A 25,825-nucleotide genomic window follows, 5' to 3' on the forward strand; every position below is an offset into this window, starting at 1 on the left:
TTGACGGCTTCGCCGGCCTCTTCGCCAGAACCTGTGCCGGAGAGATTGAAGTTGTTTAGCGGGCCAATGTCAGCCCGTCCAGCCCGAACGGCGGCGCCTTGCCCTGCATGAGGTCGGCCAGCAGCGCGGCGCTGCCGCAGGCGAAGGTGAAGCCCAGCGGGCCGTGGCCCACGTTCAGCCACAGGTTGCTGTAGCGGGTCGGGCCCAGGATCGGCGCGCTGTTCGGCGTGGCGGGGCGCAGCCCGGCCCAGGCCTCGATCTTCGTATAGTCCGCCGCGCGCGGCATCGTTTCCTTCACTTGCCGCGTCAGGCTGGCGATCCGCTTCGGGTTGAGCGTGGCATCCTCGCCCACCATGTCCACCATGGCGGCCACGCGCAGCTTGTCGCCGATGCGCGCGTACAGCACCTTGCGTTCGAAGTCGGTCACGCTGATTTCCGGCGCCACGTCGTCCTGGCGGATCGGCGCGGTCAGGCTGTAGCCCTTGAGCGGATACATCGGCAGCGAAATGCCGGCGGTGGCCGCCAGCGTGCGGCTCTGGATGCCGGCGGCCAGCACAAACGCGTCGGCCGACAGCTTGCCGGCGGTCGTGTCCAGCCAGCTTACCTTGCCATTTTCGACGACGAAGCCGGTCGCTTCGCCATGCACGAAGCCGCGGAAATTCGGATGTTCGGTCAAGCGCTGCGCCAGCGCCTCGCAGAACGCGTGGCAGTCGGCCACGGCTTCGCCGCTGTTGTAAATACCTCCAGCCAGCTTGTCGGCCACGGCCGCAAGGGCGGGCTCGTTGGCCGCGCATTCGGCCGCGCTCCATACCTGGCGGGTGGGCGACGAATCGGGCTTGGCGGTGGCCGCCGCGAACGATTTCTGGCTGCGGTACACGACCAGCTTGCCCGACTCGCGCCACTGGAACGCCTCGTGCGGGATGGTCAGCTCGAGCTGCTCCATCGCGCGCTTGGACAGTTCGCCCAGTTGCAGCAGTTTGTTGGTGGTGCGCTGGTTGACGTCGGCGCGGCAGTTGGCGAGGAAGCTCGCCAGCCAGCGCCACTGACGCAGGTCGAGTTCGGGCTTGAAGCGCAGCGGCCCGGTTTCCTGGAACAGCCATTTGAATGCCTTGAGCGGCACGCCTTCGTCGGCCAGCGGCGAGACATAACGGTAGCTCAGCTGCCCGCCGTTGGCGTAGCTGGCGCCCGTCGCCATGTCCGGCGCGCGTTCCAGCAAGGTGACTCCAAAGCCGGCTTGCAGCAGCCACCAGGCCGAGGCCAGGCCGACAACACCACCGCCAATTACGATTACTTGACCACTGTTATTCTTCGTCATAACTCAACAGCTTAGGGGCTGCCAACCCGTCCCGGCTAATGAATGTAGCGCGGGCGGGCATAACCGCCCCTCATGCTTCTTAATCAGCCAACATTATTTCTTCGGCACGAGGATCGCGCGGCGGTACATGCTGGTCAAAATCTGTTCCTGGAAACGCGCCAGCGACGAGTATTTGCCCTTGTACGCCAGCGGATCGGTCGAGGTGCCGCCGACCAGCGCGACCATGCCGTTCTTGTTCTTCAGGTCGGCCACGAACACCGACATGAGGCCGTAGGCGTCGCCCAGGTGGCCGACCGCTGCAAAGCCGCCGCCTTCCACCAGCCGGGTGTTGGTGGCGGGATCGTCCGGGAACTGCTCGTTGCCCAGGCCCCAGGCGTTGAACAGGCCGTCCAGCGAGTCGCCGTTGCCGCCCTTGCCGTCGTAGGTCCACTGGCGCGCGAACATCTGGTCCAGGCTCGACTGTTTCAATATCCGTGTGCCGTTGTGCACGCCGCCATTCATCAGCATCAGCATGACGGTGCCCATGTCGTGCGCCGAAATGCGCATGCCGCCGGTGGGGCTGAATGGCGTTGCGTTGGCGCCGATCACGTAATTGTCGATGCCGGCGGGCTGGCTCGGCGCGCGCGTGGAGTAGTCGTCCACTTGCGGCACCCACGGGCCGGCCGGGTTCCATTGCGCGTTGTCGTCGGTGGCGCGCTTGCGGTACAGGGTGGCCAGCCTGGCCACGGCGCCGTTCGGCAGCTCGGCCGGGTTGTAGCCGGCGGACAGGCCCAGCGGCTGGATCAGCAGGCGCTGCATCAGCCGGTCGAAACGCTCGCCGGTCACGCGTTCCATGATGGTGCCGGTAATGCCCCAGCCAAGGTTGCAGTAAGTGAAATAGTCGCCTGGGCCCGCATTGCTGGCCCACATGCCGCCCTTGCCGTAAAGACGGGCGCCCGGCACCAGCACGTCCTTGAGCGCCGTGTCCGCGCCCCACGAATAGCCGACGTCGTCGCGCAGCGACGAGCGGTGCGACAGCAGGTGGCGCAGCGTGATCGGGCGGTCCGGGAAGTTGGGATTGCGCAGTGTGAAGCCCAGGTAGTCGGACACGTCGCGGTCCAGATCGACCTTGCCTTCCTCCGTCAGGCGCATCAGGCCCAGCGTGGTCATCATCTTGGAGATCGACGCGATCCGGAACAGCGTGTCGCGTTGCACCGGCTTGTCCGGCGCCGCGCCGTTGCCGTAGAAGCGCTGGCCAAACTGCTGCTCGTACACTACCTTGCCGCCGCGGATCGCCAGCACCGACAGGCTCGCCAGCTCGCAGGCGCTGTCGTGAGCGATCGCCGCCAGTTCGGCGTCGAGCGCGTCGTCGCGCTTGGCGGGCGCGGCCTTGCCGCCCTTGCCCAATGCCATCACGGGACTGATGGTGCCCAGCAGTGCCAGGCCGAGCAGGGTGCGCTTGCGATGGTCCATGTGTCTTCTCCGGTAGTTTTTTGTGTGGCCGCAACGGCTCGTGCTGCGCCGAGCATACGGCGGTGTTGCCGGGCTTGCCAATGAATAGCCGTTCGCGCAGCATAACCTTTCTGAATGCAAACGAATGGTTTGATATAACATCGCCTCATGCATGACCAAGTTTTTTTCATGCCGCCTGCGTGAAGTGCGCGCTTGTCGGGACAGTAAACTTGGTGCAGCGGGGCAATCGCGGGGCAGCAATGAGCACAGGATTCCAGATCGATCTGAACGACAATTCACCGCTGTACATGCAGGTCGCGCGCAAGCTGATCAAGGACGTGCGCGACGGCCTGTACCAGGTCGACCAGGCGCTGCCTTCCGAGCGCACCTTGTCGGAGCAGCTCGACGTCTCGCGCGTGACCGCGCGCAAGGCGATCGACCAGCTGGTCGAGCAGGGCCTGGTGGTGCGCCGGCGCGGCTCGGGCAACTACATCGCGCCGCGCATCGAGCAGCCGCTGTCGAACTTGTCCAGTTTCTCCGAGCAGCTGCAGCAGCGCGGCTACCAGCCCAGTTCGCAATGGCTGCGGCGCGAGGTGGTGCTGGCCGACCCCGACGAGCAGCTTGCGCTCGGCCTGTCGCCCAACACCCGTGTCGCGCGGCTGGAACGCCTGCGCCTGGCGGATGAGCTGCCGATGGCCTACGAAGTGAGCGTGATCCCGGCCACCGTGCTGCCGCGTCCCGAGGGCGTGAGCGGCTCGCTGTATGCACACCTGGACAAAACCGGCCACATGCCGGTGCGCGCGCTGCAGCACATCCGCGCGCTCAACGCGCCGGCCAAGCTGGCCGGCCAGCTGGAAGTGCCGGAGGGGCAGGCGGTGCTGTTCATCACCCGCGTGGGCTACCTGGAGTCGGGGCAGGCGGTGGAACTGACCCATTCGTACTGCCGCAGCGACCACTACGACTTCGTGGCCGAGATGCGGCGTCCGCCAGCATAACTTTTCGGAATGATGACGGCCGATCCTTTCATGGGAACACGTTGTCAATTGGTATTACACTGGTTTCATCCCCTCGTGCCTTCGTAACACCATGCTCAAAACCGAAACCCCGGCTCACGACCACGCCCTGCTCGACCAATATCCGACCGCGGACCTGGTCAACGTGCTGGTGGACGACCAGCTCAACGCCGTCAACGCCGTACGCGCGGCCGCGCCGCGCATCGCCGCCGCCGTCACCGCCGCGCTGCCGCGGGTGGAAGCCGGTGGCCGCCTGATCTATGTCGGCGCCGGCACCTCGGGCCGCCTGGGCGTGCTCGACAGCGTGGAACTGTACCCGACCTTCTCGTGGCCGCACGGCCGCGCGGTGGCGCTGCTGGCCGGCGGCACCGACGCGATGTTCGTCGCGGTCGAAGGCGCCGAGGACGACATCGTGCAGGGCGCGGCCGACCTGAAATCGGTCAACGTTGGCAAGGACGACGTGGTGCTGTTGATCGCCGCATCGGGCGGCACGCCCTACGTGCTGGGCGCGCTGCGCGCCGCGCGCGAAGCCGGCGCGCTGACGATCGGTTTTGCCAACAACCCGGACGCCCCGGTGGCGAACGAGGCCGAGATCGGCGTCACGCTCGACACCGGCCCGGAAGTGATCTCCGGCAGCACCCGACTGAAGGCCGGAACCTCGCAAAAGATCGCGCTGAACACCTTTTCCAGCGCGCTGATGGTGCGGCTGAACAAGGTTTATGGCAACCTGATGGTAGACTTGAAGGCTACCAACGCCAAGCTCGTGCGCCGCGCGATCCGCCTGACCTGCTTTGCGACCGGCGCCGACGAGGCCGCTGCGCGCGAGGTACTGGAACAGTGCGGTTTCCACGTCAAGGTCGCGATCGTGGCCCTGTCCAAGAACACCACCGTCGAGCAAGCTCGGGCCTTGCTGGACGCGGCGCACGGCAGCGTGCGCCAGGCACTGGCTGCATAAGACGTGAACGGCGCCCCGGTCCTGCCCGGCCAAGAAAGAGTTATGCAAGAAAAGCAAGCCCGGAACCCGTGGCTGTGGGTGCCTTCCGTCTATTTCAATCAGGCCGTTCCGTACGCCGTCGTGATGACCCTCGCGGGCGTCATGTACAAGGACCTGGGCCTGTCCAATCCCGAGATCACGCACTACACCAGCATGCTGTACCTGCCGTGGGTGATCAAGCCGCTGTGGTCGCCCGTGGTCGATATGTTCGGCACCAAGCGCCGCTGGACGGTGCTGCTGCAGCTGGTGGTGGCGCTGGCGCTGGGCGCGCTGGCCGGCGCCCTGCACGCGCCCAACTTCATCATCCTGTCGCTGGCCGCGCTGTGGGTCATGGCGATCAGCTCGGCCACGCATGACATCGCGGCGGACGGTTACTACATGCTGGGCCTGCGGCAAAAAGATCAGGCCGCCTTCGTGGGCGTGCGCAGCACCTTTTATCGCATTGCCAACCTGGTGGTGCAGGGGCCGCTGGTGGTGCTGGTGGGCGTGTTGACCCGTTCGGTGGGCGACGTGCGCATGGCGTGGTCTACCGCGTTCCTGATCCTGGCGGTGCTGTTCGGCGTGCTGGTGGCATGGCACCAGTTCATCCTGCCGCGGCCGGCCGAGGACCACGCGGTCCGGTCCGGCAACCCGATCCAGGGCTTCATCGACACCTTTGTCTCGTTCTTCAAGAAGCGCGACATCTGGCTGATCCTCGGCTTCATCCTCACCTTCCGCCTGGGCGAGGCGCAGATCCTCAAGCTGGTCGCGCCGTTCCTGAAAGACCCGGTGTCGGCCGGCGGCCTGGGCCTGTCCAACGAGCAGTTTGGCGGCGCCTACGGCACCGTCGGCCTGGTCGCGCTGACCATCGGCGGCTTGTTCGGCGGCTGGCTGATCTCGCGCTGGGGCCTGAAGCGCTGCCTGTGGCTGATGGTGTTCGGCGTGCACCTGCCGGACCTGGTGTTCGTGTTCCTGTCGAGCGTCCAGCCGCAGAATTTTGCGCTGATCTCGGCGTGCCTGGCGGTCGAGCAGTTTGGCTACGGGTTCGGTTTCACCGCGATGATGCTGTACATGATCATGGTCTCCGAAGGCGAGCACAAGACCGCGCACTACGCGCTGTGCACCGGCCTGATGGCGCTGGGCATGATGGCGCCGGGCTACGTGAGCGGGGACATCCAGGCTTTCCTCGGGTATCGCAATTTCTTCATCTGGGCGTGCTTGTCCACGATTCCGGCGTTCATCATGGCGTCGCTGGTGAAGATCGATCCGGAGTTTGGCAAGAAATAACAACCACTAACAGCAGAACCGTCGTCCCCGCGAAGGCGGGGACCCATGCTGAGTGTGCGTCGCCTGCGGCGTGTAAACGTGCAGTAGCGCAAGTGGTCTATGGGTTCCCGCCTCCGCGGGAACGACGGGCAGGGGCTAACTAAATAAGAACAACGGGGACTGTGCAGGATGGGCGACACCAATGGCCGCTTGACTTCACTTGATGCATTTCGGGGCTTCACCATCGCCGGCATGGTGCTGGTGAACAATCCGGGCGACTGGGGTAACCTGTACTCCCAGCTCGAACACGCCAAGTGGAACGGCTGGACCTTCACCGACTGCATCTTCCCGTTCTTCCTGTTCATCACCGGCGTGTCGATGGCGCTGTCGCTCGGCCGCCTGGCCGCCGCCGGGGCCGACAAGCCGCGCCTGCTCGCCAAGCTGGCCCGGCGCGCCATGCTGATCTTCCTGATCGGCTTCATCCTCAACTTCCTGCCGTACTTCAACATCGACAAGGTGCGCATCCCTGGCGTGCTGCAGCGCATCGCCCTGTGCACGCTGCTGGCCGCACCGATCGTCGTGTACTGCCGCTGGCGCGCCCAGTTACTCATCATTACCGCCCTGCTGGCGCTGTACAGCGTGCTGATGCTCGCCGTACCGGTCCCCGGCATCGGCGCCGGCGTGCTCGAGCCGGGCCAGGACTTCGGCGCCTGGATCGACCGCATGTTGCTGGGCAATCACATGTGGGTGCAGTCGAAGACCTGGGATCCCGAAGGCGTGGTCAGCACCTTGCCCGCCCTGTGCAGCCAGCTGTTCGGCGTGCTGGCCGGCCAGTGGCTGCTGGCCAAGGTGCCGCGCACCGAGCAGACCGTCTGGATGCTGCTCGCCGGCCTGCTGTTCCTGTGGCTTGGTGCAATTTTCGATACCATACTCATGCCGATCAACAAGAGCCTGTGGACACCATCCTACTGCCTGCTGATGACGGGCTGGGCGCTGGTGGTGTTTGCGAGTTTCTATTGGCTGCTGGACGTGAATCCCTACCCGGCCGTGCGCGAGGCCGCCGGCCGCTGGGCCAGGCCCTTCGTCATCTATGGCATGAACGCGCTGTTCGTGTTCGCCCTGTCCGGGTTCCTGGCCAAGATGTTCGGCTTCATCAAATTCGACCAGCCCGGTGGCGGCAAGGTCTCGCTCGGCAAGCTCTTGTATGCGCCGATCCGCGAGTTGCCGATCGGGCCGGTCAATACGTCGTTGTTGTACGCGCTGCTGTTCAACCTGTTCATGTTCAGCCTGGCATGGTTCATGTGGCGCAAGAAGTGGTTCGTCAAAGTTTGAGAAAAGGGAGCTGTGTTGCAGCCTGATTTGAAACGACGCGCGTTCGCGTTTGCAGGAGTCGCCAGTGCGCTGGCGTTGGGTGGATTGCTGGCCGCATGTACCACGCCGCCAAAGGCCACGGTGCCGGGCACGGTGCCCGCACAAGTGGCCAGTAGCGAACTGCCGCCGCCGGCGCCGCGCGAGTTCCGCGCCGCGTGGGTCTCGACCGTCGCCAACATCGACTGGCCGAGCAAGCAGAACCTCTCGGCGCAGCAGCAGCAGCAGGAAGCGATCGCCATCCTCGACCGTGCCAAGGCACTGAACCTGAACGCGATCGTGCTGCAGGTGCGCCCGGCGGCCGATGCGATCTACCCGTCCAAGCTCGAGCCGTGGTCGGAATACCTGACCGGCGCGCAGGGCAAGGCGCCGCAGCCATGGTACGACCCGCTCAAGTTCTGGATCACCGAGGCGCATGCGCGCGGGCTGGAGCTGCACGCCTGGTTCAATCCGTATCGCGCGCGCCACAACAATGCCAAGTCGCCGGCGGCCCCGAACCACATTTCGCGCACCAATCCGGCGGCCGTGAAGAGCTACGGCAAGTTCCTGTGGATGGACCCGGGCGAGGAGTCAGCTTCCAAGCAGACGCTGGACGTGGTGCTGGACGTGGTCAAGCGCTATGACATCGACGGCGTGCACATCGACGACTACTTCTACCCGTACCCGATCGAGGCGCCCAGCGCGGCCGGCAACGATGCCGCGCTCGATGGCAAGGCAGGCAAGGCCGAGCTCGACTTCCCGGACCAGCCTTCGTGGCAGCGCTATGTTGCCAGCGGCGGCAAGCTGGACAAGGCATCGTGGCGGCGCGAAAACGTCAACCACCTGATCGAGCGTATGTACAAGGAGATCCACGAGGAAAAACGCTGGGTGCGCTTCGGCATCAGCCCGTTCGGCCTGGGCCGCCCGGACCGGCGTCCGCCCGGCATCTCCGGCTTTTCCCAATACGACAAGCTGTACGCCGACGCCGAGACCTGGCTGCAGAATGGCTGGCTGGACTACCTGTCGCCGCAGCTGTACTGGCCGATGTCGCAGACGGCGCAGGCGTACGACGTGCTGCTGGACTACTGGATCGGGCAGAACACGCAGGGCCGCCACGTGTGGCCGGGCCTGTTCACCAGCCGCATCGGCGCGCCCAGCAAGGATTACCAGCCGCAGGAGATCATCCAGCAGATCGGCGTGGCGCGCTCGCGGCCGGGTGCCGGTGGGCATGTGCACTTCAGCATGGTCACGCTGATGGAAAACCGCAAGGGCATCGACGACCAGTTGACGGCAGGTCACTACGCGCAGCCGGCGCTGGTGCCGGCCTCGCCGTGGCTGGGCAATACGCCGCCGGCGCTGCCGAAGGTAAGCGCGGCGCGCGCCGGCAATGCCGTCAAGTTGAAGATGGTGCCGGGCAAGGCCGATGCCGTGTACGCGGTGTGGTCGCGCTATGGCAGCCAGTGGCGCTTCGCGGTCGCGTCGGCCGGGCAGGCAACGGTGACGGTGGCCGACGATGCAACGCTGGGGCAGGCCGATGCGGTGTTCGTGAGCGCGGTCGATCGCCTTGGCAACGAGAGCGAGCGCATTCAAGTCTGGCGCAAGAGTTGATTTGCATTGTTAGCTTAAGCACGTCGTTCCCGCGCAGGCGGGAACCCATAGACAGCTTGACTGCACGCTCAGCATGGGTTCCCGCCTCCGCGGGAACGACGGGTTAGAGCGAACAATTTTGTCTCCATAACCTTTTTTCATGCACGCAACGCGAGACGTCATTCGTGCCGACCCCGGCTTGGAAGTACACTCGCACGATTATGTTGAACCAGGAAACCGAACAGGATAGTGGCATTGGCCTGGGCATCGACGCCGGCGGCACCCAGACCCGCTGGGCCTTGGCCGCGCCGGGCGGCACGATCATCGCTTCCGGCCATGTGGCGGGCCTGTCCGCGCTGCAGATGAGCAGCGAGGCCGGCCGCCAGGCCGTTCACGCCACCTTCTCCGAACTGGCGCGCGAAGTGCTCAGCCACGCTCGCCCCGGCCGCGTGCGCGCGGGCCTGACCGGCTTTGGCGGCGATGGCGAACAATTGCAGCGCTGGCTGGCCGAGCTGTTCCAGGTGTCGCCGCGCTGCGTGAAGCTGTGTAACGACATCGAGATCGCCTACCTGGCCAGCTTTGCGCCCGGCGAGGGCTACCTGGTCTATGCCGGCACCGGCTCGATCGGCGCGTTCATCGATGGCGACGGCAAGTTCCACCGCGCGGGCGGGCGCGGCGTCATGCTCGACGATGGCGGCGGCGGCTTCTGGATCGCGCGCGAGGCGCTGCGCCACATCTGGCGCAACGAGGACGAAGAGCCCGGCTGCTGGCAAAACTCGCCGATGGCGCAGGCCGTGTTCGACTACATCGGCGGCCACGACTGGTCGCTGTCGCGCCAGTTCATTTACGCGCAGGAGCGCGGCGAAGTCGGCAAGCTGGCGCTCGCCGTTGCCGCGTCCGCCGGGCAGGATCCGGCCGCCGAGCGTATCCTGTGCGAAGCCGGCCAGGAACTTGCGCGCCTGGCGCTGGCGCTGGCCAACCGTTTCGGCCCGCGCCCGGTGGCGCTGGCTGGCCGCGCGTCCGAACTGCATCCTTCGATCGCCGCGTCGATGCGCGTCGCGCTGCCGCCCGACACCAAGCTGGTGCATACCGGCAGCCAGGCCCATTTCGCCGCAGCCCGGCTGGCCGCCAGCCCGGCGCCGAGCCCCAACCATTAATCAACCTGAGTGTTCACGATGAAAGCCCTGATTTCCGCCCTGCTTCTTGCCCTGCTTGCCGGCTGTGCCACCGGTCCGCGCATCGACCACAGCTACAGCGCCAAGGCCCAGTCGCCGCGCGTCAAGTTCATCGTGCTGCACTACACGGTCAGCGACAAGCCGTCGTCCATCAAGATTCTGACGCAGCAGCAAGTGAGCGCCCATTACCTGGTGACGGACGATCCCGAGACCATCATCTACAACCTGGTGCCGGAAACCCAGCAGGCCTGGCACGCCGGCGTGTCGAGCTGGAAGGGCTTTACCAACCTGAACACCAGCTCGGTGGGCATCGAGATCGTGAACGCGGGCTGGAAGGACACGCCAACCGGCCGCGTGTACGCGCCGTTCCCGCAATACCAGATCGACTCGGTGATCGCGCTGGTGCGCGACATTGCGCAGCGCTACCATGTACCGCCCGAGAACGTGCTTGGCCACAGCGACATCGCGCCCGGCCGCAAGCAGGACCCGGGTCCGATGTTCCCGTGGAAGCAGTTCGCCGACCAGGGCCTGGCGGTGTGGCCGGACGCCACCCGCGTGGCCAGCGTGCGCCCGGTGTTCGACGCCCAGCAGCCGGACGTGACCTGGTTCCAGCGCAAGCTGGCGGCCTTTGGCTACGGCGTGACCCAGACCTGTCTGTACGATGAGCAGACCCGCAACGCGCTGTCAGCCTTCCAGTCGAAATTCCGTCCTGCAAACATCGATGGCGCCCCGGACGCCGAGACCGCGACCCTGCTCGAAGTGCTGACCACCCCAGCCAACGCGCCGCTGCCGGTGGTGCAGGCGTCCGCGCCCCTGCCTAACGCCGTCTGCGCCTGCTCGCCCAGCCCGGTGATTCAGCCGGCAGCGACGCCGGCCGCGCCGGCCCTGCCGCAGCCGCCTGCGGTGCCGGTTCCTGCTGCGGTCCCCGCAACACCCGCAGCGCCGCAGCCATTGAACAAGCAGTGATATGTCGCTCCTGAGCAATTTTCGCTGTATCCTCGGGACATCCGCGCCCGCCGCGGATTCTTTACTTTGAAGGGATAACGCGATGCGCCTGCGCCACATAGAAGTCTTTCACGCGATCATGCAGGTCGGCACCATCAGTGGCGCCGCCCAGGTTCTGCACATCTCGCAGCCGGCAGTGACCAAGGTGCTGCAGCACGCGGAACTGCAGCTGGGCATGCCGCTGTTCGAGCGCGTGCGCGGCAAGCTCTATCCCAAGCCCGAGGCGCACCGCCTGTTTGCCGAAACCGAAAAGCTGAACCGCGACCTGCAGGGCATCCGGCGCCTGGCCGCCAGCCTGAAGAGCCGGGCGGTGGAGACGGTGCGGCTGGTTTCCACGCCCACCGTGGCCATCAGCGTGCTGCCGAAGGCGATGACGAGCTGGCGGCGCGACTTCCCGGAAACCCGCTGCGAGCTCTCGACCCATCACACCAGCGAAATCGTCAATACGCTGCGCCTGGGCGAAGCCGACCTGGCGTTGTCGCTGCAGGACCCGCGCCACCCCGGCATCGTCGCCGAACCGATCGCGCAGGGCATGCTGACGGTGATGGCGCCGGCCGGCACCTGGAGCGCGGCCGAATGCGCGCAGCCGATCGGTCCCGAAGGGCTGACCGGCGAGCTGATCGGCCTGGCCGACCGCGACCCGCTGGGCGAAATGGTGCTTGCCGCGTGCGAGGCGCAGGGTGCCCAGCCAGTGTTCCGTACCGTGGTCCAGACCTACCAGATTGCGCGCTCGCTGGTCGAGGCCGGCGCCGGCACCGCGGTGCTCGACCCCTTCACCGCCGCCACCGCGACGCCGGACAAGGTGCAACGCCGCACCTGGGAACCCGCGATCCCTGTGCAGCTCTACCTGCTGACCGCCAGCCACGCCCCGCTCTCGCATGGCGCGCGCGAGCTGGCCAACTGTATCGGCGCGACCGCGCGCGCGCTGCTCGAAAAAGGATGTCAATGAACCTCACCGTCGCCAGCGAGGAGATCGCCCGCAGCCTGGAATTTCGCCACCTCTCCAGCATCCGGGGCATCGCCATCGACCTGCGCTACGCGACCGCCAACAACTTCGTCGGCCGCGACCTGTACTCGCCGTTCGACTGCGCCTGGCTGCACGTACAGGCAGCGGCGGGGCTGGAACAGGTCGTGGCATGGCTGCACGCGCGCCGGCCTGGCCTGACGCCCGTGGTGCTGGACGCGCTGCGCCCGCAGCGGGTGCAGCAGCAGCTGTGGGATACGCTGGCCGGCACCGGCCTGCAGATGTACCTGGCCAATCCGCTGCGCGGCTCGATCCACTCGTACGGCATGGCGGTGGACATCACGCTGCTGGACGAGCACGGGCGCGAGCTCGACATGGGCACCGGCTTTGACGACATGACCGAGCTGTCGCACCCGGCGCTGGAAGAGGGCTTCCTCGTCGCCGGCCAGCTCACGGAAGAGCAGGTGGCCAACCGGCGCCTGCTGCGCGAGGCGATGAACCAGGCCGGTTTCGTCGGCATCAACACCGAATGGTGGCATTTCGATTGCGGCGACCGCGAACTGGTGCGCCGTACCTTCCGCCGCGTCCTCTGACAGTGGCGGCGCGCAGCGCCTGCCGCCGACCCTGTCGCGGCGGCGCATAACGCTGCGCACGCTTGAGCATTGTCAGCCTTTGGGCTGTTGCGCGCCTCGACAATCGGCACGTACTGCAGAGAGGTTGGCACTCACAGCTGCACGGATTTCGCGCGGTCATTCCTCTCTCAACAACGATGGTCTCCCCATTCCACTACAAGAGAGGTGCGTAATGAAAAGCTCGTTGATGGCGCTCGCCGTGGGCGTGGCGCTGGCAGGGTGCAGCACTGGCGACGGCAACGTGTTTGCATCCAGGGACAAGACGGTCGAGTACTACCGCGTATTCGACATCAAGACCGCGCCGGGCAACCCGGGCGTGGTCAAGGCCGCGAGTGAAGGCATCAGCCGCCACGTTTCCGACGCCACGCTCGCCACCCCGGCCATCGCCGGCCAGTTGCAGGAGCAGCCCGGCAAGTTCAGGCCGGCCAACCCCGACGGCGCCGCGCCGGGCAGCGGCGCGGCGCCCAGCTGCGAGGGCGCCAGCTGGACCGCGAAGGGCGCGCCGCGCGTCAACGGCGGCGACAACATGAACGTGGTCGCCTGCCTGTTCCCGTACAAGAACGGCTATCACCTCGACATGTACGCCGTGTTCACCAAAAAGGAAGGCGGCTGGCTCGAATGGCCGCGCCGTTTCACCGGCCGCCTGATGGGCACGCCAGAGAGCTGGACCGACCAGACCATGGTGGACGTGGTGCGCACAATTCGCGATTCGACCGGTGCGCAGGTGGCGCTGGTGGAGGCCAAGCCGGCGCTGCCAGGCACGCCGTGGCTGGAGATGGGGCCGAACGGCGGCGCGTCGGGTAGCGCCGGCGGTTCCGGCGGCGGCGCCAGCGCGCCTGCCGGCAGCGGCACTGGCGGTAGCAGTGGCAACAGCGGCACGGGTGGCGCCAGCGGCAGTGGCGCCGCGTCCGACAGCAGCGGCGCCAGCGCAACGACGTCCACTGCGGCGCCAGCACCGGTCACCGCTCCCGTTGCCGCACCTGGCAGCGCAACGGCGGCCGACAGCAGCAGCGCCGGGGCTGCCCAGCCTGCGGGTACTGGCGGCAGCGCAAGCGCGGCCGGAAGCGGTGGTGGGGCCACCGGCAAGCCGGGCGCCAGATAGGGCCAGCGTGCCGGCTCGCGCCGGCGATTGGCGATAGAATCGCTGTGCCTGCTTGCAGGCCCGGCACCATGTTTCCAAGGCGCGACAACGAACGATGACGATCGATACAGTTTCTTCCCCCGGGCACGGCGACCACAACGAAGACCTGATTGCGGTGTTTGAACAGGTGGGCTGGACCGACATCGTCATCATCGATGGCGCTTCCTCGGTAGCGGACCAGGACTACGTCGATGCGCAGCAAGGCGACGTGGTCTGGTTCGTGCGCGAGTTCGCCCGTGCGTTAGCGCACACGGCGAGCGCCGGGCGCCGTCAGGAAGACAGCGTGCGGCTGGCACTTGACCAGGTGCGTCGCCTGTTCGACGAGAAGACGCACGCGGTGGCGGTGCCAATGTACGCGTGGCCCATTGCGGCGATGACCTGGGTGCGCATCTGGCACGAGCGTGGCCACACGGCGCTGCAGGCCTGGTGCGTGGGCGACTGCAAGACCCTGCTGCGCTTGCCCGGCGGAGCGGTGCTGGACCTGGACCCGTACGTCAACGCGCAGGAAGGCGTCGTGCGCGACGAGATCGCAAAGCTGGTCGGCCAGGGCATCATCGACCCGGCCGCGCGGCGCGAGCGACTGCTGCCGATGCTGCGCGCGCGGCGCGAGTTCCAGAATTCGACCGTCGCACCGATCTCGCTGTGTCTTGCGCCGGGCGGGCCGTTTGACGCGCGCGAGGTCAGCATGGAGATCGAGCCAGGGGCGGTGCTGTTGATGATGACCGATGGCTTCTACCGGCTGGTCGACCCCTACGGTTTGTACACCGACGAGCAGCTGGCGACGGCTTGTATCCGGCACGGCGCGGCCGCACTCGTGCGCGAGCTACGCGACTTTGAACTGGGCGGCGCCACCGGCATGTCCGTGAAAAACGCCGACGACGCATCGGCCGTGGTCTGCTCGCTGCCCACGCGTTCAACCAGCCCCGGCAGGACTTAAGGTTTGCCGGGTGGTTTCTGCGCCCAGCCAGCCGGAAGGCCGTTCCAGCACGTGTATTGCTATACACTTGCCCCCGAACCTGAACAGTGACACGCATCCGCCAACCTGGACGTGAAAGGCCTGCGCCGTGACGACGACCACCGCGACACTGGAAGCGATCTACCGCAACGACGCCCGCCGCGTCTTCGCGACCCTGGTGCGCCTGCTCGGCAGTTTCGACCTGGCCGAGGAAGCGCTGCACGACGCCTTCATCGCCGCCGCCGAAACCTGGCCGCGCGACGGCATCCCCAACAACCCGTTCGCCTGGCTGGTCTCCGCAGGCCGCTTCAAGGCCATCGACCAGCTGCGCCGCCAGCGCCGCTTTACCGCGTGGGACGACGCGGCCGGCGTGGTCGAGAACCTCGCCGACGAGGCACCCGGCCCGGGCGAGGCCTCGGAACTCGAAGACGACCGCCTGCGCCTGATCTTCACCTGCTGCCACCCCAGCCTGTCCGAGGAAGCCCGCGTCGCCCTCACCCTGCGCGAAGTGTGCGGCCTCGCCACGGAGGAGATCGCGCACGCCTGCATGGTCGCCGCGCCCACGCTGGCCCAGCGCATCGTGCGCGCCAAGGCCAAGATCTGCGATGCCCGCATCCCCTACCAGGTGCCGGACACCGACGAACTGCCGGCGCGGCTGCAAAGCGTGCTGCGGGTGATCTACCTGGTGTTCAACGAAGGATATTCCGCTTCTTCCGGCGAAGCCGTCCTGCGCGCCGACCTGTCCGCCGAGGCGATCCGCCTGGCGCGCCTGCTCGAACAACTGCTGCCCGAGCCCGAGGTTTCCGGCCTGCTGGCGCTGATGCTGCTGCACGAGTCGCGCCGCGCCGCGCGCGTCTCGCCCGACGGCGACCTGATCCCGCTGGACGAGCAGGACCGCAGCCGGTGGGATCGCGCCTTGATCGACGAAGGATGCGAGCGCGTGGAGGGCGCCTTGCGGTCGCGCCGTTTCGGCTCCTACACCCTGCAGGCCGCGATAGCCGCCGTCCACGCGGACGCCGCGCGGGCAGCGGACACCGATTGGCGCCAGATTGCCGGCCTGTACGACGTGCTGCTGCGCCACGAGCCGGCGCCCGTCATCGAACTGAACCGTGCGGTGGCCGTCGCGATGCGCGATGGTCCACAGGCCGCATTGCCCCTGGTCGAAGCCCTGCTGGCGCGCGAGCCCTTGCGCCACTACCACCTCGCATGGGCCGCCAAGGCCGACCTGTGCCGGCGCCTGGGCGCAGTCGCCGACGCACGGGCCGCCTACGAAGAGGCGCTGGCGCTGGCGCGGCAGGAGCCGGAGCGCCGCTTCCTGCGCCGTCGCCTTGCGCAGTTGCAGTGATGCGAAAAAAAGTGGAAGGGCCTGTCGAAAAACCGCGCCCCCGATTCGACAAAGGGATGAGGAGCGCATTTGCTTCCCGATCAACCATTGAAAGGAGAATAGCCATGATGCAACCCGTGCCATATCTGGTGTTCAACGGAAACTGCGAGGAAGCAATGCGCTTTTACGAGCGCACCCTCGATGCGAGGATCGAAACCACGATCCGCATGTCCGACATGCCCTGCCCGTCCGGCGCGCCGGCCGAGCAGCCTGACTCGATCGCGCACATGCGCCTGGCGCTTGACCGCAATGGCAACATGCTGTTCGGCGGCGACTGCCCGCCGTCGATGCCGTACGAAGGCATCAAAGGGGTCTCGTTCACCCTCAGCTATGACACCGTGGAGCAGGCGCAGCGCATCTTTACTGCCTTGTCCGAGGGCGGCAAGGTGACCATGCCGTTCGCGCCGGCGTTCTGGGCCAAGGCGTCGGGCATGGTCACCGACCGCTTTGGCGTGCCCTGGATCGTCAACGGCGCCCTGATCGAACACTGACCGTCGCACAAGGAGAAGAAGCCCATGAAATATCTGTGTCTCGTCTATCTCGACCAGGAGCACTGGAACGCCTGCCCCGATGCCACCTGCGCCGCTTACGCGCAGCAACTGGTGGAGGGCCAGCGCCTGCTGGCGGCCGAGCCGCTCCATCCGGTCGCGAGCGCAACGACGGTGCGGGTGCGCAACGGCCAGGTTGCCCTTTATGACGGTCCGTTCGCCGAGACCAAGGAACAGCTGGCGGGCTTCTATCTCGTCGATGCGGCCGACCTGAACGAAGCGATCCGGATCGCCAGCGGCATCCCGCCGGCCAAGTACGGCAGCGTGGAAGTGCGGCCGGTGCGCGAGCTGGCCGTGTCGCAGGACCAGGCAGCCTGAAGCAACAGCGGCCGGCGCCTGCCGGCCAATCATCACGTCACAAGCTGGCATTTTCCAAGGAGACTGAGATGGCTTATGTAGATGGATTCGTGGTACCGGTTCCCAAGAACAACATGGACAAATACCGGGAGCTTGCCACGCTGGTCGGCAAGATCTACCGCGAACACGGCGCCTTGCAGTTCCGAGAATGCATCGCCGACGACGTCAACCCGGGCAAGCTGACCTCGTTCCCGCAGAGCGTGAACCTCGAAGAGGGCGAAACCGTGGTGTTCGCGTGGATCATGTACGAGTCGCGTGCCCACCGCGACGAAGTCAACGCAAAAGTCATGAAGGACCCGCGCTCGGCCGAGCTGGCGAAGCCCGAGACCAGGCCCTTCGATGGCAAGCGCATGATCTTCGGCGGCTTCGATATGGTGATCGACCTTTGAGCCGCACCGACGTGTGCGAGGGCAGGCGGATCACCCTGCGCCGTAGGGCGTGCTGACCCGTGTTTCTCGTAGGGTAGGCAGGTCGACCTGCCCACGGTCCCCGTCCTGCACGCTCAGGTCGAACGCGTGGGCAGTCGAGCTGTTCACTCTACGCGGGTGAGCGAATAGGCGACATCGGAAGCACTGCCAGCCTGGCGCACCCAGCCCTGCGCCGCATAAAAGCGATCCGCGCGCGTGTTGGCGGCCGTGCTTAGTTCGACGCGGCTGTGGCCAATGCTGAACAACCAATCCACCGCTTGGCCAAGCAGGGCCTTGCCGAGGCCTTGCCCTTCATGGTCCGGCCGCACGAACAAAGCCCAAATCGACGCGTTTGTGCTGTTCGCGTAGCAAAAAGCGACGATCTCGCCGCCGCTTTCCGCGACCCATCCACGGCCTGACCTGTCCAGGAATTCTTCGTACATGGCGTCGGTAATGCGCGTCGGGTCGGACAACACATTTTCGGCGACAGACAGGCGTATCCGCGACATGGCCGGGATATCGGCAGCGACCGCCCGCCTGAAGCGATAGCTCAATGGCTTACCGCCACCGTGGTGTCCACACTACCCGAGCGCGCCACCCAGTCGATCAGCGCGTCCAGGACCGCGCGTCCCTTGCCATTCTTCACCAGATCGCTGTTGACCATGCCAACCACCACGCAGGTGCGCCCGCTGGCATCGGGCACATAGCCCGCCACCGCCGCCACATTGCTCAGGCTGCCCGTCTTCAGGCGCGCATGGCCGGCCGCCGGGCTGTCCTTCAGACGCCGCCGCATGGTGCCGTCCACCGCCACGATCGGCAGGCTGGCCTGGAACTCCGGCGCCCAGTTGCTGGCAAGGCCCGCCTTGAGCAGCCCGCCCATCTGCTGCGGGCTGATCCGTTCAAGGCGGGACAGGCCCGAGCCGTTTTCCAGCACCAGGCCGCTGTCGTCGATCTGGTGCGCGCGCATCCAGTTGCGCACCGCCTGGTCGGCCCGCGTGTAGGTGGTGTCAGGACTTGGCGGCAGGGGATGGCTGCCCAGCAGCGGGTCGGCTTCCAGGCTGCCCAGGCTCAGGAACACCGTGCGCGCCAGGGTGTTATCGGAAGGCTTGTTGATGTCGCGCACCAGCTCCGGCAGCGGCCGCGAGGTGTGCGCCGCCAGCAGCTGCGCGTCTGGCGGCGCCGCGCCTTCGACGGTGGCGCCGCTGATGGTGCCGCCCAGCTGCTTCCACTTCAGGCGGAACAGCCGGTCCAGGTAGTCGTTGCGGTCCACTACGTTGATGCTGTTGTCCGCCACGCAGTCGCGCGGGAAGGTCCCGTGCAGCACCACCTTGATGCGGCCGCTCTTGTCGCGCACCGCCTCGGGCAGCTTCCAGCCGTCTTCCCATTTCTTGCACTCGCCGTCCACGAGGACCATGTCCGAACCGATCGACACCTTCTCCAAGGTCGGCTGCATCTCCAGCTTGATGCGCTTGACGGTCGAGCGCATGTCGATCTGCAGCATGTTCTTGTTGATCATCAGCGCGTCCGGGATGACGTTGTAATACGCCTCCGGCGACTCGTCGAAGGGCGGCACGCCCACGTCGCTGCGCGCCGGGTTGAACAGCTGGCGGTCCAGCACCAGCTTGCCGGCGATCTTGCGGATGCCCTGGTAGCGCAGCGCGCGCAGCATGTTCTCCAGCGCCTCGCTGGAAAAGTCCATGTCGGCGCCGCCCTTGAGGACCAGGTCGCCCTTGAGCACGCCGTTCTTGACCTCGCCGTTGCTGCGCAGCTCGGTGCGGCCGCGGAACACCGGTCCCAGCTGTTCCAGGCCGACCATCGTGGTGACCAGTTTCATGGTCGAGGCCGGTTGCATCGGCTGCGTGGCCTGGTGCGCCAGCACCACGGTGTCGCCGCGGAGGACCAGCGCGCCGAGCGCCGCCTCCGGGATGCCGTTGTCGGCAAGCACGCGGGCAACGGGCTCCGGCAACTGGGCGTGCGCGGGCAGCCAGGCGGCGAAGGCGGCGGCGATGACGAGGCGACGTAGCATGTTGTTCCTTATCCGAAGAAGAGATAGGCGACGCCGATGGCGCCGATGATGCCGGCAAAGTCGGCGATTAGTCCACAGGAAATGGCATAGCGCGCATTCTTGATGCCCACCGAGCCGAAGTACAGCGCCACGATGTAGAACGTGGTGTCGGTCGAGCCCTGGAAGATGCAGGCCAGGCGGCCGACGAAGGAATCCGGGCCGTAGGTTTTCATGGCGTCGATCATCATCGCGCGCGAGCCGCTGCCCGACAAGGGCTTCATCAGCGCGGTGGGCAGCGCCGGCGTGAACTCGGTCGACAGGCCGAGCTGGCCCAGCACCCAGTCGAAACCGCTGACGATAAAGCCGAGCACGCCCGAGTTGCGGATCACCGAAATGGCCACCAGCATGCCGACCAGGTAGGGGATGATCGTCAGCGAAGTCTGGATGCCGCCCTTGGCGCCCTCGATGAACGACTCGTACACGTTGACCTTCTTGCGCAGCGCGCCGCCGATGAAGGACACGATGATCAGCAGCAGGATCAGGTTGCTCGCCACGCGCGAACCCAGTTCAATTTCCGGCTTGGTCAGGAAGTTGGTCATGTACCAGACCAACAGGCCGATCGCCGCCGTGATGCCGCCCAGCCAGCCGATGACCACCCGGTCGAACAGGTTGATCTTCTGGCGGATCGACACGGCAATGATGCCGGCCAGCGCCGATATGAAGGTACCGATCATGCACGGGATAAAGATATCCGACGGGTCCTTGGCGCCCAGGATCGCGCGCTGCGCCATGATGGCCAGCGGAATCAAGGTCAGGCCCGAGGTATGCAGCACCAGGAACATGATCTGCGGATTGCTCGCCTCGTCCTTGTTCGGGTTCAGCGACTGCAGGCTCTCCATCGCCTTGAGCCCGAACGGCGTGGCCGCGTTGTCCAGGCCCAGCAGGTTGGCCGAGAAGTTCATCACCATGTGGCCGGTGGCCGGGTGATCCTTCGGCACATCCGGGAAGATGCGCGAGAAGAACGGCGAGATGATGCGCGCCAGAAAGCCGACGGCGCCGGCCTTCTCGCCCACGTTCATCAAGCCCAGCCACAGCGTCATCACGCCGGCCAGCGGCAGCGCAATGTCCATCACCGCCAGCTTGGCCGAGTCGAAGGTGCCGTCGATGATCTTCTTGAAGATCTCGGTGTCGCCGAGGAACAGCCACTGCGCGAAAGCGGCGGCGAAGCCGACCAGGAAGAAACCGGACCAGATGTAATTTAATGCCATTGAAAATCCCGCTGATGACGTGCCAGATGCCTGACGGCACGATTGTGCAGGGGAGAGTATAGGCTGAGAGCAAGCAGCAAGGATGAAAGTATGCAGCCGCGCCATGCAAAAAAGTTATGAGGGAAACAGTTTTTATTGCTGCCACAAACCTCTGCGCCTATGATTACCGCCGTCGTCCCCGCGAAGGCGGGGACCCATGGACCGCGTGTACTCACACTCAGCATGGGTTCCCGCATGCGCGGGAACGACGGACTTGACGCTAACTTTATGACGACACTTCGCCTTACCGCCGCCGCCGCCCTGCTGCTCGCCTGCTTTGCCGTCCCCGCATCGGCCGACGCGCCATCGGGCCAGCACAAGGAAAAAGTCCTGCACATGTTCCTGTCCACCAGCGAAACCGGGCTGGACCCGGCCGTCGCATCGGACTTGGCCTCGCTGTCGCTGCTGGAAAACCTGTTCGACCCGCTGCTGCGCTACGATTACCTGGCGCGCCCGGTCAAGCTTGCCGCCAACACCGTCACCGAGTTGCCGCGCATCGAGGACGGCGGCAAGACCTACACCTTCCGCCTGCGCCCCGGCATTTATTTCAGCGACGACCCGGCGTTCAAGGGCAAGAAGCGCGAAGTGACCGCCGCCGACTACGTGTACAGCCTCAAGCGCCTGTACGACCCGGCCCTGAAATCGCCGTGGGCCTACATGTTCGAGGGCAAGCTGCTCGGCGATGCCGCGCTCAAGGACAAGTTCAGCTACGATACCCAGATCCCGGGCCTGCAGGCGGTTGACAAGTACACGCTGCGCATCCGCCTGGCCGAGCCGGACAACAATTTCCTGTATTACCTCGCCATTCCCGCCTCCGGCGTAGTTGCGCGCGAAGTAGTCGAAGCCTACCCCGGCCAGGCCGGCAACCACCCGGTGGGCACCGGCCCCTTCATGATCGGCGACTGGAAGCGCAGCGACCGCATCGTGCTGCTGGCCAATCCGAACTCGAGCGCCGTGTTCCATGCCACTCCGGGCGCCGACCCCGTGGACAAGCAGATCGACGCTGCGCTTGAAGGCCAGCGCCTGCCGCGCGTGGACCGCGTCGAAGTGAAGATCGCCGAAGAATTCCAGGGCCGCATGCTCGGCTTCTTGAACGGCGAGTACGATTACATCGAACAGGTGCCCGAATCGATGACCGACATGGTCATCAAGGACGGCAAGCTCAAGCCCGAGCTGGCAAAGCGCGGCATGCAGCTGTACCGCTTCCCCGTACTCCAGACCTACTACATGTGGATGAACATGGAGAATCCGCTGATCGGCGGCTACGGCAAGGACAAGGTGGCGCTGCGCCGCGCGATCTCGATGGCGTACAACAACGCCGAGGACATCGCCCTGCTCAAGAAAGGGATGGCCACCAAGGCCGACTCGCCGCTTCCGCAGGATGCGATCGGCTACGACCCCAACTACCGCAGCCCGGTGCCCTACGACCCGGCGCTGGCCAACGCCCTGCTCGACAAGTTCGGCTACGACCAGCGCGACCCCGACGGCTTTCGCCGCGCCCCGAACGGCCAGCCGCTGACGCTGACCATGCACAGCGAAGCGACGGTCGGTGGACGCCTGCGCGACGAACTATGGCGCAAATGCCTGAATTCGATCGGGCTGCGCGTGGTGTTCAAGTCCGACAAGAAAACCGAGATCATCAAGGCCTCGCGCCTGGGCAAGGTGATGATGTTCGAGAGCAACTGGGTCGCCGACTTCCCCGATGGCGACAACTTCTATCAGTTGTTGTACGGCCCCAACGCCGGCCGCGCCAACTATGCCCGCTTCAACCTGCCCGCCTATAACGAACGCTACGAAAAGGCGCGCGCCCTACCGGATGGTCCCGAGCGCAAGAAGCTGTATTTCGAGATGAACCAGCTGATCCACGCCTACAACCCGTGGGTGCCGCTGACCCACGTGCTCTCCGCCGATATCCGCCAACCGTGGCTTAAAAACTACAAGCGGCACCCGGTCGAATTCACCAATTGGCGTTATCTGGATGTCGATGTTGCGGAAAGGGAACGGACTACCCACTCTGAGTGAGCGTTTCGGCGCGTTTTTATTCTGGGTAATCATTCCGCGAAGTTATACTTCCCGCCAGATATTTCATTTGGTAGAGCTTCCCTGCTGCCTTACCTTTTGAACAAAACATAACGTAATGCCTTGACATTACACCCAGATCATCTCGGCTGTCGGCGAGACCACTGCCCAAGCACACCCCAAGGAGAGACGCGTGAAGTTAAAGAAACTAGCACATTTGATCGCCCTGATCGGCGTTGCCGCACCTGCCTTCGCGCAGTCCAGTGCGGACCAGCCTGAAGGCCCGATCCAGCGTGTTGAAATCACCGGTAGTAGCATCAAGCGCGTGGCCAAGGAAGGCGCGCTGCCGGTGCAGGTGATCTCGTTTGACCAGTTGCAGAAGCAGGGCATCACCTCGGCCGAACAGCTGATGCGCGTCATCTCGGCCAACGGTACCGGCGCCGACAACCCGACTTCGGGCAACAACGTGTTCGGCCCGGATGCCGACCGCGTCAGCGGCGGCGCATCGTTCGCCTCGTTCCGCGGCCTGGGCCCGAACAGCACCCTGGTGCTGATCAACGGCCGCCGCGCACCGACCCACGGCAAGAGCGGCAAGGCGGTCGACCTGAACTCGATCCCGATGGCCGCGATCCAGCGCATCGAGATCCTGAAGGATGGCGCCTCGGCGATCTACGGCACCGACGCGATCGGTGGCGTGATGAACATCATTCTGAAGAGCAATTACCAGGGGCTGGAAGCGACCGGCTCGACCAACGTGACGGAAGCCGGCGGCGGCAACATCCACCGCGCGTCGCTGCTGGCCGGTAAGGGCGACCTGGAAACCGACGGCTACAACATCATGGGCACCTTCTCGTTCACCAAGAACGAGGAACTCGACTCGCGCCAGCGCAGCTTTGCCAACGGCTTCCAACCGTCGCGCGGCCTGTCGCCGGACACCACCGGCACCCCGTTCGCCAACCAGCTGACCGGCGCCGGCAGCGCGCTGGGCACCGGGTTCACGATGCCGGGCGATACCAACAAATACCTCCAGGCTGGCCTGCTGAGCCTGCAAGGCAAGTGCGACACCTATCCGGGCATGTCGCAATACCAGTCCGACCTGTGGAAGGACGTGACCTCGCCGCTGCGCAGCAAGTATTCGTGCGCGTATGACTACGGCGCCGACTATGTGATGCAGTCGCCGTCCAAGCAGGGCAATTTCCTGGTGCGCGGCACCTACAAGCTGGCGCCGGATCACAAGGTGTTCGCCGAAGCGATCGGCTCGAAGTCGGACGTCACCTCGATCCTGACCCCGGCTCAGATCTCGACCTCGTTCGCCAACGGCAACGCCTACCCGGTCGGCGGCCCGTACTACCAGGATCTGTCGGCCCTCATCCCGACCTTCGACAAGACCAAGCCGATCCTGTACAAGTGGCGCGCCAACCCGGTCGGCAACCGCACCCAGGACAACACCACCCAGAGCGGCCGCCTGCTGATCGGCGCCGAAGGCACGATCAAGAACTGGGACTACCGCGTCGGCCTGTCGCGCGCGGTCAGCACCACCAAGATGGACCTGCTGGACGGCTACGCCTACACCAAGGCCCTGTACAGCGTGCTGGGCAGCGGCATCGTGAACCCGTGGGCGCTGCCGGGCCAGGGCCAGACCCAGGCCGCGATGGACGCGATCAACAAGACCAAGTACATCGGCAGCTTCCAGACTGGCCGCACCACCCTCGACCAGGTGGACGGCAACATCTCCGGCCAGATCTTCGACCTGCCGGCCGGCCCGCTGGCCATGGCCGCCGGCTTCGACCTGCGCCGCGAAAGCTACATGTACCACCAGGACGTGGCCGCAGAGGACATCCTGCTGGCACCGGGCAACGCCAACCTGAACCAGTCTTACCGCTACGTGCGCGCCGTGTACACCGAGTTCATCGCCCCGGTGACCAAGGACCTCGAACTGCAGCTGGCCGTGCGCCACGACGAGTACAGCGTGATCGGCGGCACCACCAACCCGAAGATCGCCTTCCGTTACCAGCCGGCCCCGTGGCTGCTGTTCCGCGGCTCGGCCAACAAGGGCTTCCTGGCGCCGAGCTTCACCCAGCTCTACACTGGCGCACTGAGCCAGGAGCTGTCCAACGGCGTGGTGGACACCGTCGGCTGCGCGCAACATCCGGGCGACGCCCGCTTCTGCGCACCGGAGAAATTCGGCTACATGTCGGGCGGCAACCCGAACCTGCGTCCGGAAACGTCCAAGCAGGGCACGCTGGGCGTCGTGGTCGAGCCGTTCAAGGGCTTCTCCGCATCGCTCGACTACTGGGCGATCAACATGAAGGACCGCATCCTGAACCGTAGCCCGAGCATCGTGCTGGCCAACCCGGTTGCGCTCGCTGGCAACATCATCCGCAACCCGGACGGCACCATCGCCTACGTCCAGGCCGGCTGGATCAACGTGGCAGGTGCCAAGACCCGCGGCGCCGACCTCGGCCTGCGCGGTGATGGCAAGTTCGCCGGCGGCTACAAGTGGAACGCCACCCTGGACGGCACCTGGACCCAGAGCTACAAGTTCGCGGAAATCGGCAACTACGAAGAATACGTCGGCAAGTTCTTCACCCGTGACCTGTACCTGCGCTGGAAGCACAGCGCCACCTTCAGCGTGAGCCGTGGCGACTGGAGCGTCCTGCTGAGCAACACGTTTGCGTCCGGCTACAAAGACCAGCTGCCGAACGGCGGCAAGGGCACGCCGCCGGCGGGCTTCAACCCGGACGTCGCCAGCTACACCACCTTCGGCCTGTCCACCACGTACACCGGGCTGAAGAACACGACGGTCACGTTCGGCATCCAGAACCTGTTCGACCGCAACCCGCCGTTCACTGCCCACAACGTGGACGACGTCGTCGGCGCCGGCTGGGATCCGCGCGTGGCCGACCCGCGTGGCCGTGCTTTCACCTTGAACGTGAACTACAAGTTCTTCTGACAGGCCTTGCCCAAGGCCCGCGCGAGAGGAGGCAGGATACG

Annotated in this window: 22 protein-coding genes; 17 read left to right on the forward strand and 5 right to left on the reverse strand. The window is 65.7% G+C overall.

Annotated features, from left to right (window positions below; translation table 11 throughout):
• Positions 1-55: 55 nt before the first annotated feature.
• Together NX773_RS18505 and NX773_RS18510 are read right to left on the reverse strand one after the other, a co-directional pair.
• Positions 56-1,315, reverse strand: coding sequence for a D-amino acid dehydrogenase (locus tag NX773_RS18505; protein WP_258857771.1), 1,260 nt, complete (start codon positions 1,313-1,315; stop codon positions 56-58).
• 93 nt (positions 1,316-1,408) lie between these two features.
• The gene (locus NX773_RS18510; RefSeq protein ID WP_258857772.1) at positions 1,409-2,767 is read right to left on the reverse strand and encodes a serine hydrolase domain-containing protein; all 1,359 of its coding nucleotides are present in this window, start codon (positions 2,765-2,767) and stop codon (positions 1,409-1,411) included.
• Between the two features lie 239 nt (positions 2,768-3,006).
• Here NX773_RS18510 and NX773_RS18515 point away from each other — a divergent pair, with 239 nt between their 5' ends.
• From NX773_RS18515 to NX773_RS18585, 15 genes are all read left to right on the forward strand, one after another.
• Complete coding sequence (locus tag NX773_RS18515; RefSeq protein WP_258857773.1) at positions 3,007-3,741, forward strand: GntR family transcriptional regulator; 735 nt, start codon at positions 3,007-3,009, stop codon at positions 3,739-3,741.
• A gap of 91 nt (positions 3,742-3,832) precedes the next feature.
• Positions 3,833-4,714, forward strand: a complete 882-nt coding sequence (murQ, locus tag NX773_RS18520; protein WP_258857774.1) for an N-acetylmuramic acid 6-phosphate etherase — start codon at positions 3,833-3,835, stop codon at positions 4,712-4,714.
• A gap of 42 nt (positions 4,715-4,756) precedes the next feature.
• A complete protein-coding gene (locus tag NX773_RS18525) occupies positions 4,757-6,019 on the forward strand; it encodes an MFS transporter (RefSeq protein ID WP_258857775.1) in 1,263 nt (420 codons plus the stop codon).
• Between the two features lie 189 nt (positions 6,020-6,208).
• Positions 6,209-7,330, forward strand: a complete 1,122-nt coding sequence (locus NX773_RS18530; RefSeq protein WP_258857776.1) for an acyltransferase family protein — start codon at positions 6,209-6,211, stop codon at positions 7,328-7,330.
• Positions 7,331-7,357: 27 nt separating this feature from the next.
• The gene (locus NX773_RS18535; RefSeq protein WP_258857777.1) at positions 7,358-8,953 is read left to right on the forward strand and encodes a glycoside hydrolase family 10-like protein; all 1,596 of its coding nucleotides are present in this window, start codon (positions 7,358-7,360) and stop codon (positions 8,951-8,953) included.
• A 200-nt stretch (positions 8,954-9,153) separates the two neighbouring features.
• Positions 9,154-10,089, forward strand: a complete 936-nt coding sequence (locus tag NX773_RS18540; RefSeq protein ID WP_258857778.1) for an N-acetylglucosamine kinase — start codon at positions 9,154-9,156, stop codon at positions 10,087-10,089.
• An 18-nt stretch (positions 10,090-10,107) separates the two neighbouring features.
• On the forward strand, positions 10,108-11,073 hold the full coding sequence (locus tag NX773_RS18545) for an N-acetylmuramoyl-L-alanine amidase (RefSeq protein WP_258857779.1): 966 nt from the start codon (positions 10,108-10,110) through the stop codon (positions 11,071-11,073).
• 82 nt (positions 11,074-11,155) lie between these two features.
• Positions 11,156-12,061, forward strand: coding sequence for a LysR family transcriptional regulator (locus NX773_RS18550; protein ID WP_258824129.1), 906 nt, complete (start codon positions 11,156-11,158; stop codon positions 12,059-12,061).
• Positions 12,058-12,669, forward strand: coding sequence for a M15 family metallopeptidase (locus NX773_RS18555; protein WP_258857780.1), 612 nt, complete (start codon positions 12,058-12,060; stop codon positions 12,667-12,669). Before NX773_RS18550 ends, NX773_RS18555 begins: the two co-directional genes overlap by 4 nt.
• A 211-nt stretch (positions 12,670-12,880) precedes the next feature.
• Entirely contained in the window at positions 12,881-13,810 is a 930-nt protein-coding gene (locus NX773_RS18560) for a hypothetical protein (protein WP_258857984.1), read from the forward strand.
• 94 nt (positions 13,811-13,904) lie between these two features.
• Positions 13,905-14,786, forward strand: coding sequence for a PP2C family serine/threonine-protein phosphatase (locus NX773_RS18565; protein WP_258857781.1), 882 nt, complete (start codon positions 13,905-13,907; stop codon positions 14,784-14,786).
• A gap of 127 nt (positions 14,787-14,913) precedes the next feature.
• Positions 14,914-16,149, forward strand: a complete 1,236-nt coding sequence (locus NX773_RS18570) for an RNA polymerase sigma factor (RefSeq protein ID WP_258857782.1) — start codon at positions 14,914-14,916, stop codon at positions 16,147-16,149.
• A gap of 104 nt (positions 16,150-16,253) precedes the next feature.
• A complete protein-coding gene (locus NX773_RS18575; protein ID WP_258857783.1) occupies positions 16,254-16,679 on the forward strand; it encodes a VOC family protein in 426 nt (141 codons plus the stop codon).
• A gap of 24 nt (positions 16,680-16,703) precedes the next feature.
• Entirely contained in the window at positions 16,704-17,054 is a 351-nt protein-coding gene (locus tag NX773_RS18580; protein WP_258857784.1) for a YciI family protein, read from the forward strand.
• A gap of 68 nt (positions 17,055-17,122) precedes the next feature.
• Positions 17,123-17,482 carry a DUF1428 domain-containing protein gene (locus NX773_RS18585; RefSeq protein WP_258857785.1) on the forward strand — a complete coding sequence of 120 codons (360 nt, stop codon included), beginning with the start codon at positions 17,123-17,125 and terminating at the stop codon, positions 17,480-17,482.
• A 143-nt stretch (positions 17,483-17,625) separates the two neighbouring features.
• On the opposite strand, the gene NX773_RS18590 is transcribed toward NX773_RS18585, so the two are convergent.
• The 3 genes from NX773_RS18590 to NX773_RS18600 are packed head-to-tail and all read right to left on the reverse strand — an operon-like array spanning position 17,626 to position 20,773.
• On the reverse strand, positions 17,626-18,054 hold the full coding sequence (locus NX773_RS18590; protein WP_307728687.1) for a GNAT family N-acetyltransferase: 429 nt from the start codon (positions 18,052-18,054) through the stop codon (positions 17,626-17,628).
• A complete protein-coding gene (gene dacB, locus NX773_RS18595; RefSeq protein ID WP_258857786.1) occupies positions 18,051-19,526 on the reverse strand; it encodes a D-alanyl-D-alanine carboxypeptidase/D-alanyl-D-alanine endopeptidase in 1,476 nt (491 codons plus the stop codon). The genes NX773_RS18590 and dacB overlap by 4 nt, the downstream gene beginning before the upstream one ends.
• Positions 19,527-19,534: 8 nt before the next feature.
• Positions 19,535-20,773, reverse strand: coding sequence for a spore maturation protein (locus NX773_RS18600; protein WP_258824140.1), 1,239 nt, complete (start codon positions 20,771-20,773; stop codon positions 19,535-19,537).
• A 267-nt stretch (positions 20,774-21,040) separates the two neighbouring features.
• Between NX773_RS18600 and NX773_RS18605 the strand changes: the two genes are divergently transcribed.
• Both NX773_RS18605 and NX773_RS18610 read left to right on the forward strand, forming a co-directional pair.
• The gene (locus NX773_RS18605) at positions 21,041-22,834 is read left to right on the forward strand and encodes an ABC transporter substrate-binding protein (protein WP_258857787.1); all 1,794 of its coding nucleotides are present in this window, start codon (positions 21,041-21,043) and stop codon (positions 22,832-22,834) included.
• A 190-nt stretch (positions 22,835-23,024) separates the two neighbouring features.
• Positions 23,025-25,784, forward strand: coding sequence for a TonB-dependent receptor (locus tag NX773_RS18610; RefSeq protein WP_258857788.1), 2,760 nt, complete (start codon positions 23,025-23,027; stop codon positions 25,782-25,784).
• Positions 25,785-25,825: the final 41 nt, after the last annotated feature.

Source organism: Massilia solisilvae (genome assembly GCF_024753215.1).
GTDB classification, from domain to species: domain Bacteria; phylum Pseudomonadota; class Gammaproteobacteria; order Burkholderiales; family Burkholderiaceae_D; genus Telluria; species Telluria solisilvae.